Source organism: Sunxiuqinia sp. A32, from assembly GCF_052690465.1.
Genome location: NZ_JBQYLI010000037.1, coordinates 1 through 12,556, shown reverse-complemented (window position 1 = coordinate 12,556; position 12,556 = coordinate 1). Strand labels below are relative to the sequence as shown.

Sequence of the window (12,556 nt, the reverse complement as noted above, 5' to 3'; positions counted from 1 at the left end):
ACTTTACCATTTACCAGGATGTTGGCAGGGCCGATGGACTTTACTCCGGGAGCAATGCATAATGCCCATTTGAAAGATTTCAAAATTAGCCATAGTAATCCAATGAGTATAGGTACGCGCTGCCACCAGCTGGCCATGTACGTTGTGTATGATGCTCCTTTGCAAATGCTGTCCGATAGTCCAAGCAATTATTATAAAGAGGAAGAATGTACCCGGTTCCTGAGCAAAATGAAGACAGTATGGGACGAGACCAAAATTTTGGATGCCAAAGTTGCTGATTATATTGTTACTGCAAAAAGAAGTGGAGAAGATTGGTACCTGGGTGCAATGACTGATGCGGATGCACGTACGTTGGATATTGATCTTTCATTTTTGGGTGAAGGAGAATATGAGATAGAAATTATGCAGGATGGCGTCAACGTAGGCAAAGCAGCTGTTGATTATTCACATATCACCAAAAAAGTGAATAAAAACTCAACGATTGAAATTCCAATGGCGTCTGGTGGTGGCTGGGCAGCCATCTGCAAAAAACTTTAAGAGACACGTTCATTTGCTTAGAGCGAACCTTTCTTATTCTAAGTAATTATTAACTATTTAAGCCCTTCAGAAACATATCCTGAAGGGCTTTTGGTTTTGAATTGAGCACAATTAAACTGTTCAACATACGCACGATTAATAGTTGCAATACCATCCAATGAAAATAGCCCCTTAGAAATATACATTTAAGGGGCTACTTGGTTATCCAGACTTTTCAAAAATCGTTTCATTGCTACTTTCATTCAATTTCTTTTTATTTGTAAATCTTGTTTTAACCACTTTTGTTATTCATGCTTGAGCAGACTACAAATAAAATGCATTTAATATGGAAACGTTTTCTTGAAGATGACAAGGAGGCTTTTGCAGAAATTTACAATGCATTTGTGGATGATTTGTTTCGTTACGGAACTAAGCTGTGCCAAGATGTTGAGTTAGTGAAGGATGTCATTCAGGAAACTTTTTTGGATTTATACCTTAATCGAAAAAAAAACAAAGTTCAAGTTGACCATTTGAAGTTTTATCTCATCCTGTCACTAAAAAGGAATTTAATCCGAAAGATGCAAAAAGGCCGTAAAATCGAAAACCGGCCTATTGTTGAGTCTGATTTATTTGACACTCAATATAGTTTTGAAGAACAAATAATCCGGGAAGAATCTGATTCTGAGGTCTGGAATAAGGTGATTAATGCGATGAAGCAATTGCCACCGAAACAAAAAGAGGCAATCTATCTGAGATTTAACCAGTCGCTGGAATACGATGAAATTTCACAGATGCTTGATATTTCTGTTGAGTCCGTGCGAAAACAGGTATATCGGGCAATTAAGGCTGTTCGGGATCAACTCAATGAAAACGAACTTACACTCTTTTCAATTTTTATCCGGCATAAACTTGATTTAGCAATCAGTAATTTTAGTGAAATTAACTCAATGTCTTAAAAGTTTACTAAGATATTTGCTTGTAAGTAGCTTGTCGTCAGTTTTTTTGTTGTTTTTTTGTTAAAAAAATCATTTTTTCTGTCCATGTTTTTCACCTTGATGTCCTTTTATAGAAAATACCATAACATCTATGGACAGGATCAGTCAATTTCTGGAGAATAAAAAGTTTATCGAATGGATCTTTAATCCATCGCCTGAATTAGACAGTTGGTGGGAAAACTATAAACAGGAAAATCCCAAAGAGGAAGCTAATTTATTGGTGGCTCAACGAATCGTTAAAAAGTTTCGTACAGAAGACAATAAGCTTTCAGAAAGCGAGAGAATAATTATCTTCTCAAGAATCCTAAAAGATATCGAGACGATTCAGGACAAGCGGAGAAAGCTTCACTTGGTTAATTCAATTTCAAAATACGCTGCAGTTGCTTTACTTTTCTTTGCAATTGGGGCACTTATATTCTATCAAAAAGACTATACCAATCCTCAATTTCTGACGCAGGAATTTATGCAAAATTCGCATAAGGATGTAACTACACTAATCCGTCCAGACGGGCAGCAAATTAAGACAGAGGAAGATAATTCAAAGTTTGTATATCAGCCAGCTCAGAATAAGTTGCTGGTAAATGATACCATTGAAGTTAAAAAAACGGGTAACTCGAATAATAATTTAATGAGCCAGTTGATTGTGCCCTTTGGAAAAACCTCGGAGGTTTTACTCGCCGATGGTACTAAAGTATACTTAAATGCAGGTAGCCGCTTAATTTATCCAGAAAAATTTGCAGGAAAGGAACGCGAGGTATTTTTAGATGGAGAAGCATTTTTCGAGGTGTCGAAAGATAAGAAACATCCTTTTATTGTGCAGACTTCGGAAATGAATGTGGAAGTTTTGGGGACGAAGTTTAATTTGATGGCATACGAATCAGATCCGGTTTACGAAACTGTTTTGACAGAAGGGAAAGTGAGGATTCGTAAAAATATTGCCGGGGTATTTAACAAATCAGTCGATCTGGAACCAAATCAACTAGCTTCATTTTATCGATCATTAAAAGAGGTTGAAGTTAAGGATGTTAGTGTTGAAAATTACGTCTTGTGGAAGGATGGTATGTTAAAGTTTGCCAGTACCGATTTAAGCTATGTGATCAAGAAGTTGGAACGCTTTTACAATATTCGCTTTAACCTGGTTGATTACAGGATGGGAAAGATGAAGATATCAGGAAAATTGGAACTGAAGGGGACAAAAGATGATGTTTTGGATGTTCTAGCCAACACCGCTTCGGTTAAGATTACCAATAAAGGAGGAAACTACTATGAAATAACAGAATAAAAAAAGCCGGAAAAGTGTTCCCGCACTGCCCGGCTCATCGATTAAAAATAAATTTCTAATCATTTAACAAATCAAATTTATGGAAAAAAAATGTAAAAAACCATTTCCTCCGGGTGAGGAAGTGGAAAAAATCTGGAGAAAGATGAAACTAACAGCCTTATTTATTCTTTTGGTATTTGCTTCGTTTGCAAATAGTTTTTCCCAATCAACTAAACTTACGCTAAATTACCAAGGGGTTGATATTCGGGAAGTTCTGCAATCAATTGAAGACGAATCAAATTTTATTTTTTTATATAAAGACGAAATTTTCGATTTTAAGAAAAAGTATTCTCTAAATGTTGAGAACGAGCGCATTGAGAATATTCTTGAAGCTATCTGCAAACAAGCAAATGTGGATTACGAAATAAGGGATCGCCAGATTATTCTGAAAGAGCCTTCCATTAAGCTTGGTGAAATTACAATTCAACAAAAAAAGACTGTCGAAGGAAATGTGACTGATAGTTCTGGAATTCCGCTTCCTGGAGTAACCGTGGTGGTAAAAGGAACTACGCAGGGAACCATTACCGATCCGGATGGAAATTATTCTTTGTCAGATGTGCCGTCTGATGCCATTTTGGTTTTTTCTTTTGTAGGAATGAAAACACTGCAAGTTCCGGTCGCGGGAAAAGTTTCAATTAATGCGGTTATGGAGGAAGATTCGATTGGTATTGAAGAGGTTGTGGCAATTGGTTATGGGTCGGCAAAAAAACGTGATGTAACTGGTGCAATGGGCTCAGTTCGATCAGAAGAAATTACCCGGACAAATCCAGTACAGCCTACAAGTGCATTGCAAGGAACAGTGGCTGGGGTAAATGTTAATAAACGAAATTCTCGTCCGGGAGCAGAATATACAATTGATATTCGTGGCTTACATTCTATTGATTTTAGCAGTGAACCTCTTGTTGTCATTGACGGAGTAATGGGTGGTCGTTTAAGCACCTTAAATCCAAGTGATATTGAGTCGATGGATGTGTTGAAAGATGCATCGGCCACAGCAATTTATGGTGCGCGTGGAGCAAATGGAGTCATTATCGTTACTACAAAAAAAGGAATTTCAGGAAAAACGAAAGTTACTTACGATGGTTATGTTGGCGTAAAGGTTCCATCAAATCTTCCTGATCTGATGACTGCCCAGGAGTTCTATCATGCGTATAATGATGTTGTTATCGCAGAGAAACCAGGTGCTACACCTGTTTGGACGACAGCAGAGCTGGCTAATATTGAAGCAGGTAAATCAGCTGACTGGGTTGATCTGGTTACTGATCCTTCGGTGCAAACCAGCCATGTTGTAGCATTGTCTGGTGGAAATGAGAATGCAACTCATTATTTTTCCGCTGGTTATCTGAGTGAAAAAGGTAATTTGCTGTATACGGGTTATGAGCGGTTTAACCTTAAAGGAAGTATAGAAAGCAAATTGAATGATGTTGTGAAAGTAGGATTCAATTCTTATTATACTTATAGCATTCAAAACCTGGGATCGAATGAGGCGTTGCGTGCTGCTTATCGTGTTAGGCCGACTGGAACTATATACTATGATGACCTGACCAATCCTTCCGAAACCAGCGATAAAGATGTAGATGGATACGCATTCTGGATGGGGATCAAAGATAAACAAATTGAAAATCCACTTCATGAAGTGCAACGTAAAAATTTTCAGGACGAAACACGCGTTTCCAGTTTTCTGGGAAATGGTTTTATTGAATTAACACCACTAAAAGGACTTTCCTTTAAATCATCCTTATCAACATCTGTTTATAATAGTCGACACGGTGTTTATAAAGGAACTGATACTAAAAGCAGGATAAATAAACTTCCAGTAGCCACTAATTCATTTAATTTGAATACATCCTGGACATGGGACAATATTTTGAATTACAAACTGAAAACAGGAGTGCATGATTTTAACATCACAGCAGCGCAGAGTGCACTAAAAGAAAGGTTTGAAAGTGCTGGAACGAATGTTGAGAACCTACCATATAATTCTAGGTGGTATGCATTTAATACTGCTGCAACAATTAAAAGCACAGCGAGTAATTTGGTTGAGCGTTCTATTTTTTCATTTATGGGACGTGTAAATTACATTTACGATGATAGATATCTACTGACGCTCACTGGTCGTTATGACGGGTCATCAGTTTTAGCAATTGGAAATAAATGGGCTTTCTTTCCCTCATTAGCATTTGCATGGCGAGCTGGAGAAGAACAATTTATAAAAGATCTTAATCTATTTTCCGACCTTAAAGTTCGTTTAAGCTATGGACAGGTTGGTAATGACGTGGTTCAACCATATAGCACACAAGCTTATCTTGGCAAAACCTCGTATGACTTTAATGGTACTGAGGCTTATGGATACACGCCAAACAATATTGGAAATGCCGATTTGAAATGGGAAAATAGTTCTGAAGTTAACTTTGGCTTGAATATGGGGTTTATGAATAATCGGATTCGGATTGATGCTGAATACTATGACAAAAAAACGAATGACCTGATACAGAATGTAGCACTACCTACTTCACTGGGATTTGAGTCGGTTACTGCAAATGTTGGAAAACTTGTTAACCGAGGTATTGAAATTTCTGTTAATTCTGTTAATATTCAGAATACAAATTTTAATTGGAGTACAACATTAAATTTCTCAACTAACCATAACGAGATACTTGAATTATATGGTGGAACGGTAACCCGAGATATTGCTAACAACTTGTTTGTTGGCGAATCGTTACTTACAAACTATTACTACGAATTTGATGGAATATGGCAATTGGATGAAGCCGTTGAAGCTGCAAAGTATGGACAAATTCCTGGTTCGGTAAAAGTTGTAGATCAAAATAATGATGGAAAAATATCCTCTTCTGCTGATGCAGATGACCGTGTAGTTTTAGGAAATCAACTCCCAAAATGGATCGGAGGTATCACAAACACATTTACGTATAAAAACTGGGATCTTTCCTTTATGATTTATACAAGGCAAGGAGTTCAGTTTAGAAATTCACTATTGTCAGGTACAATGGGGGAACTGGGAAGTTCTCGTTATAATAGGTTAAACCTGAACTATTGGACAGAGGATAATCCAACTAACGATTATTTTGGCGTTTGGCAATCAAATCCGTACCGTCAGGCAATACAATATAAAGATGCTAGTTTCTGGAGAATCTCAAATTTGACACTGGGATATAATCTTCCTGATGAGTTGCTTAATAGGTTGAAGTTTAGTGGTGTGAGATGTTATATTCAAGCCAATAACTTAGCTGTATTTACAAAAGAGAAAAATATTTGGATGGATCCTGAATTTAATTCAGGCACCTATGGAGACGATGTGCCAAATTCCACATTCATTTTTGGTATTAATTTATCTTTCTAGCTCGATTTAAAATAAAAAATATGAAAATGAAAAATAATATAATATTTCATGTGCTGTTTGCACTGCTGCTGATAGTAATTGTTTCTAGCTGCGATGATTTTTTGAAAGAGGAATCAATTTCAAACGTAACTTCAGATTCTTATATAGTAGATGAGGCTGGATACGAGGATCTTGTTAAGTCGTGTTATCCTTTGTTACGAGACATGATCAGCTCTCAGGATCAAATCAATTTGGGTTTAAATGGAACAGATATTTTCACACAAGGAGAATTTGATAATCCAGCTAAATCTTCAGCAAGTCCCTTTGAAATGTACGATGTAACATTAAACTCATCATCTGGAGAATTATCCGATTTCTGGGATATTCTATATCGGGAAATTGGACGTACCAATACGGCTATTGGACGTGCGGAGGGAATATCTTATTCGGATCCAGCAACAAAAGAAGTACGGGTTGGTGAAGCTAAGTTTCTGAGGGCATTAAGCTATTTTTATTTGGTACAAACATGGGGAGACGTACCAATGCCTTTAACTGAAACTATTACCCCGAAAAAAGATGTGGAGAGGGTTCCTTCTGCCGAAATCTACACACAAATTCTAAAAGATTTAACTGAAGCCGAGGCTGTACTGCCAGTAACAGCAACAGATTATGGAAGAGCAACAAAAGGTGCAGCACAGTTTCTTTTGGCAAAAGTTTATCTTACTCGCGGATGGAATTTTGATAATTCATTGGGAGGCAGTGCTGACGATTTTCAGCAAGCATTAACTTGGGCTGACAAGGTTATTGCCGCCTATCCATTGGTGTCACAATACAAAACTTTATTTCCGCTTCATGATGAAAATCCATTGCAACAATATAATGGAACACAGAATGATCAAAATAGTGAGGTAGTTTTTGCAGTTCAGTATAGCTCTGACATCCTGACTTATGGAAACGAGACACAGAATGAACCTGGAAATTGCTACCATTCATTGTTTGGCGGTAGCGGAGAAACACTTCCTGGTAACGTTGGCAGAACCAGCGATTACAATAGACATTTAGCGCAGACAATCACTGCGCCAGCTATGTACCGTTTATTTGATCCAGAAAAAGATAGCCGATATGAACACAATTTCGTTGATGCACAATATGCATTGCAGGATGCAAATGAGTATATTGTAAATGATGAAGGCGTAAAAGTGAGCTATGAAAAAGGGGATACAGTAGCCTATTTCCCTCCTTGGAATAAAGTGTTGACTTTAAATGATAGAGGAATCGATATCGGTGGAACAAAAAAATACACGGTAATTACGATTGCTGATTATGGTAAAGCTCAAACTTCATTGATTAATGGATTAACTCCATTGATGTGGAAATTCTGGCAGCCGGGAATTCAGTATGGGAATGGATATGGAACCTTCGATTTTGCCTTGTTCCGTTCGGCAGAAGCTTATTTGATTGCAGCCGAAGCCATTGTAAAAGGAGCAGGAAACGGCACGCTGGGTTCGGCAGAAAATTATTACAATAAGGTAATCGACCGTGCAGTTGGTGTAGGTATTGACCCGCATTGTGCTAAATACCCTGAGGATATTACCTCAATGGAAACAGTTTCTTACAGGGCCACTGCAGCAAATATTACAATCGATTTGATTTTGGATGAAAGTGCCCGTGAACTAATGGGTGAGTTTAATCGCTGGTGGGATTTGAAACGTACTGGCAAACTGGTTGAACGAACAAAAAGTATGAATCCATGGGTTAAAAAATCAAACACCATAAAGGAAACACATTTACTTCGTCCAATTCCACAAACTGAAATCGACCGGTCTTCACCACAGATTTCACAAAATGATGGATACTAATTATTAGTTTTCTAAAATAATTTGAGAAGGAGAAAAAGCAGAAGCCTTTTCTCCTTCTCCTTTAAATATTAAGCATGTTGGTACTTATCCTCGATTAGATTACTTAGAATTTGTTGATTACAAAAACAATTATCATGAAAACATTTTTCTCAATTTTATCCATCGTTTTTATTTACACTTTCCCTGTTCAAGCTAAAAACTATACCATAACCGATTATGGTGCAGTTGGCGATGGAATAACCCTGACTACAAAAGCAATTCAAGGGGTGATTGATAAAGCATCAGAAAACGGGGGCGGTAAGGTTATTTTTCCAAAAGGGAAATTTATCTCCGGATTGTTGCACCTGAAGTCTGGTGTTGAATTGTTCTTCGAAGAGAATGCAATCTTATTTGGCAGCTCAAACCTTTCCGATTACTGTTCCGCAGATTTACTTAATGGAACGGGAATATCACTAAATGTTGGCAAATCACCTATGGCTTTGTTGGTTGCTTCAAATGTCGAGAATATAGCTATTTCAGGAAAAGGGACAATTGATGCAAACGGAAGAGCATTGGCATTAAATATTGATAGTCTTTACCATGCCGGGGTTATTGCAGAGCCAAAATACAACTATAGACGTATGAGACCTGGTGAAGGAAGCAGACCAGACCTTATTCATTTTTTTGGTTGTAAAAATGTGAGTCTCACGGGAGTTCATTTCAGAAATGCTTCATGCTGGGGATTGTCAATAGAACAGTGCAGTAATCTGGTACTCGACAAACTCAATATTTTTAGTCGGGCCTATTGGAATAATGATGGGATGGATATTACAGATTGTAAAAATGTGAAGATTACCAATTGCAATGTAAATTCCGCAGACGATGGAATATGTTTGAAATCGCATTCACCTGAGCATTGCAATGATTCAATTTATATTGCAGATTGCACAGTACGATCCAGTGCCAGTGCCATAAAATTTGGCACAGCTTCGCATGGTGGTTTTAAAAATGTTACCATCGAAAATATTCAGATTTTTGATACGTTTCGATCAGCAATAGCAATCGAATCCGTTGATGGAGGTGTGATTGAAAATATTAAAGTTTCAAACATCGTTGCCAAAAATACTGGTAACGCAATTTTTATCAGACTGGGGCACAGGAGAGGTGAAAAGCCGGGCACAATTAAAAATATCCACATTCACGATATAAAGGTGCAGGTTCCTTTTGGTCGGCCAGACATTGATTATGACATGCGTGGGCCGGAGGTCGATTTTTTCCATAACCCGTTTCCTTCATCTATTGTTGGGATACCAGGGCATAAAATTGAAAATGTCTTAATTGAAAATATTGAAATTGAATATCCCGGGCGTGCATCCAAAGGCATGGCATACCTGCCAATAACACGTTTACAACAGGTACCTGAACAGATAGAAGACTATCCTGAATTTTCAATGTTTAGAGAGCTCCCGGCTTGGGCATTTTATATCAGACATGCCAAAGGAGTAACATTTAAAAACATTGTGCTAAAGCTTAAAAATGATGATTTTCGCCCGGCATTTGTTTTGGATGACGTGAACGGTTTTAGCATTGAAAGTATCAAGCTGCCGGATGAAAAACAAACTGACCAAATAGTGTTGAAAAATGTGTCGGATGTTAAAACTAAGGTCAATAATAAACTTCTTTATAAAATAGAATAACAACTATGAATTAGTTTATGAATATTTTACCGTAGCTCGATAATCAGAACTGCTATATTTATTTCAGGTTAAAAGGCAAATTAAATGCTAAAAGTAAGGACTTCATCTAAATTCACAATATGAAAGAAAAATATTTCACATTAAAAATCATGGTTAATCAATTGTTTTTGAGGCTTGTATCTTTAATTTTACTACTCGTTATTAGCGTCTCATGTCAAATAACAGAAGAAACAGCTTCAAAGAATGAGGTGGTCGATCTGGTATACCCTCACCTGGATTCTGCCAACTCGCGCTGGTTTTTCTTTTCATCTGCCTGTCGACCATTTGGCATGGTGAACCTTAATCCTGATACGCAATTGGGTGGAGCCTGGGGAAGCGGTTACCGTTACAATACTGATACAGTTAAAGGCTTCAGTCATATTCATGCTTGGCAGCTGGCGGGGATTTCAGTTATGCCTGTAGCCGTTGATCAGGAAAAGCAGTTGACTGTTTTTAATGACTATTTTTCAAAATTTGGCCATGAGACAGAAAAAGTAAGCCCTGGTTATCACTCACTTTTTCTTGATCGTTACCAGATCAAAGCCGAATTAACATCCACCAAGAGAGTTGGTTTTCACCGTTATACCTTTCCTGAGAGTGGGGGCAATGCAGTTCTTTTTAACCTGACCGGTATACTTGGGCCAAGTGTGATGAAAGACGGAACGCTGCATCAAGTTGGTAAAAGTACATTGGAAGGGAAGACAGTAAATGCCCCGACAATTCGGCGCCCAAAAGATAGTTCAGTTTTTTTCAGGGTAGAATTTGACAAACCGGTGTCTGGATTAGAGAAAGATGCTGAAACAGGGAACTACTTGGTCCATTTTAATAAGCTGGAGGAAGATGTCCTGCTGATGAAAGTAGCCATCTCTTACACATCTACAGCAAACGCAAATGAGAATATGCAGTCGGAATTACCGGGATGGAATTTTGAGCAAATAGTGAAAGAATCGAAAGACGAATGGGACAGCATGCTTTCACGGATTAAAATAGAAGGTGGTACACAAGAACAGCGAAGGCGTTTTTATACTGATTTATGGCATGCATTGCAGGGCCGACGTATCATCAGCGATGTTAACGGAGCATATCCTGACAACACGGAAAAATCATTTCGCATTGGACAGCTGCCCTTAGATGAAAATGGAAGGCCAAAATTCAACCATTACAATTCGGACTCTTTCTGGGGAGCGCAGTGGACTATCAATACGCTTTGGGGGCTTGTTTATCCAGAAATTATGGAAGAATTTGTGCATTCGATGATGCAGTATTTCAAAGATGGAGGATTGGTACCTCGTGGCCCGTCAGGAGGTAACTATACCTATGTGATGACAGGGGCCTCTTCAACACCATTTATTGTAAGTGCTGTTCAAAAGGGAATTGTAAAAGACAGCCTCGAACAGATTTATCAGGCATTGAAGAAAAACCACATGCCTGGCGGAATTATGACAAAAGCCGGCTATGAGCATAAAACCTGCCAGGGCGGAGGTCTGGATTATTACATCAAAAACGGTTATGTGCCTTATCCGATACCGGAGGGAAAATTTGGATATCACCAGGCTGGAGGTGGTGTTACCCTGGAGTACGCTTTTCAGGATTGGTGTTTAGCACAATTGGCGCTGGTTCTTGGGAAAAAAGAGGACTACAAGCACTTTATTGGAAGATCCCAAAACTATAGGAACATATTTGATTCTGAAACGAACTGGATGCGACCTAAGGATGTAAATGGAGACTGGATGGAGCCATTTGATCTCTACGAGTATACCAACGGATTCGTTGAGTCCAATGCTGCACAAATGACATGGTTTGTTCCACAAGACTTGAAAGGCTTAGCTGATTTAATGGGGGGCAGGGATGCAGCAGTTGAGAAGTTGAATGCTCAATTTGAGGAAGCACAGAAACTCGGTTTTACCTCGGGTACTGCCCATGCCAAGGAAAACCATCCAGAATATTCCCGAATTCCTATTAATTATGGCAATCAACCGTCCATTCAGACTGCATTTGTATTCAATCATCTGGGAAGACCAGATTTGACCCAATATTGGTCAAGAAGAATTGTAGAGTCGGTTTACGAAGGCTTGTCTACTGGCAGGGGCTATAATGGAGATGAAGATCAGGGATTGATGGGAACACTGGCTGTGTTAATGAAGTTAGGCTTGTTCCAGATGACAGGTGGTGTTGAAGCTGATCCTATCTACGAAATATCCAGTCCTACTTTTAGCCGGGTAGAGATTAAATTGAACCCTAAATACTATGCTGGTGAATCTTTCATAATTGAGGCAGAAGGGGCAGATGAACATGATTGTGTCAAAGAAGCTGCTTTCAATGAAAAACCTTTAGTTTCCTTTCAGCTTCGACATAGTCAGATATCTGAAGGGGGAACTTTAAAACTTAAAAGATATGAAAATCCAAAATAATAACAAGGTGTTTTCCTAAAAACATAGTCGATAGGATCTTCGTTAACCCCTTTTGAAGACAGCGTAAACGAGGGGTTTTTATCTGTTAATTGTAACGATATAGTTTACCGAATATTCCTGGGAAATCAGATCTCTTAAATTGATATTCTCTTATTTTGATATTGCGTAATCTCAAATTTAAATTCTACTTTTATCTGGGTTTTCCTTTAATTTTTTTAAATCAAGTATATCAAAAAATCACAATATTAGTCTTCTGTTAATGGATACGGACCTCTAAAGAAATACTAAACAAGATTAAATTTTCAAAACTTTAATCAGAAAAAATGAAAAACTCCAAAACTCAAATTATTTATCTTCTAACTTTCTTTTTTATATCCATGGGATTGCAAGCAAAAAATT

The 12,556-nt window shown here is 38.0% G+C and carries 7 protein-coding genes; all 7 read left to right on the top strand.

Features of this window, described 5'->3' with window-relative positions:
* The coding region (locus ACUNWD_RS20690) for a glycoside hydrolase family 97 C-terminal domain-containing protein (protein ID WP_445589778.1) at positions 1–537 on the top strand (537 nt) is incomplete at its 5' end.
* 314 nt (positions 538–851) lie between these two features.
* Positions 852–1,472 carry an RNA polymerase sigma factor gene (locus ACUNWD_RS20685; protein ID WP_445589777.1) on the top strand — a complete coding sequence of 207 codons (621 nt, stop codon included), beginning with the start codon at positions 852–854 and terminating at the stop codon, positions 1,470–1,472.
* 130 nt (positions 1,473–1,602) lie between these two features.
* The gene (locus tag ACUNWD_RS20680; RefSeq protein ID WP_445589776.1) at positions 1,603–2,793 is read left to right on the top strand and encodes a FecR family protein; all 1,191 of its coding nucleotides are present in this window, start codon (positions 1,603–1,605) and stop codon (positions 2,791–2,793) included.
* A gap of 79 nt (positions 2,794–2,872) precedes the next feature.
* On the top strand, positions 2,873–6,193 hold the full coding sequence (locus ACUNWD_RS20675; protein WP_445589775.1) for a SusC/RagA family TonB-linked outer membrane protein: 3,321 nt from the start codon (positions 2,873–2,875) through the stop codon (positions 6,191–6,193).
* 26 nt (positions 6,194–6,219) lie between these two features.
* The gene (locus ACUNWD_RS20670; protein ID WP_445589774.1) at positions 6,220–8,031 is read left to right on the top strand and encodes a RagB/SusD family nutrient uptake outer membrane protein; all 1,812 of its coding nucleotides are present in this window, start codon (positions 6,220–6,222) and stop codon (positions 8,029–8,031) included.
* A gap of 134 nt (positions 8,032–8,165) precedes the next feature.
* Positions 8,166–9,707: a glycoside hydrolase family 28 protein gene (locus tag ACUNWD_RS20665; RefSeq protein ID WP_445589773.1), complete on the top strand. Its 1,542-nt coding sequence runs from the start codon at positions 8,166–8,168 to the stop codon at positions 9,705–9,707.
* Between the two features lie 119 nt (positions 9,708–9,826).
* Positions 9,827–12,157, top strand: coding sequence for a GH92 family glycosyl hydrolase (locus ACUNWD_RS20660; protein WP_445589772.1), 2,331 nt, complete (start codon positions 9,827–9,829; stop codon positions 12,155–12,157).
* The last annotated feature ends 399 nt before the right edge of the window (positions 12,158–12,556 follow it).

What these genes read in the sequence shown, in the direction of transcription:
- ACUNWD_RS20685 (WP_445589777.1), top strand. Translation starts at nt 852, where the DNA reads ATGCATTTAATATGGAAACGTTTTCTTGAAGATGACAAGGAGGCTTTT.
- ACUNWD_RS20680 (WP_445589776.1), top strand. Translation starts at nt 1,603, where the DNA reads ATGGACAGGATCAGTCAATTTCTGGAGAATAAAAAGTTTATCGAATGG.
- ACUNWD_RS20675 (WP_445589775.1), top strand. Translation starts at nt 2,873, where the DNA reads ATGGAAAAAAAATGTAAAAAACCATTTCCTCCGGGTGAGGAAGTGGAA.
- ACUNWD_RS20670 (WP_445589774.1), top strand. Translation starts at nt 6,220, where the DNA reads ATGAAAAATAATATAATATTTCATGTGCTGTTTGCACTGCTGCTGATA.
- ACUNWD_RS20665 (WP_445589773.1), top strand. Translation starts at nt 8,166, where the DNA reads ATGAAAACATTTTTCTCAATTTTATCCATCGTTTTTATTTACACTTTC.
- ACUNWD_RS20660 (WP_445589772.1), top strand. Translation starts at nt 9,827, where the DNA reads ATGAAAGAAAAATATTTCACATTAAAAATCATGGTTAATCAATTGTTT.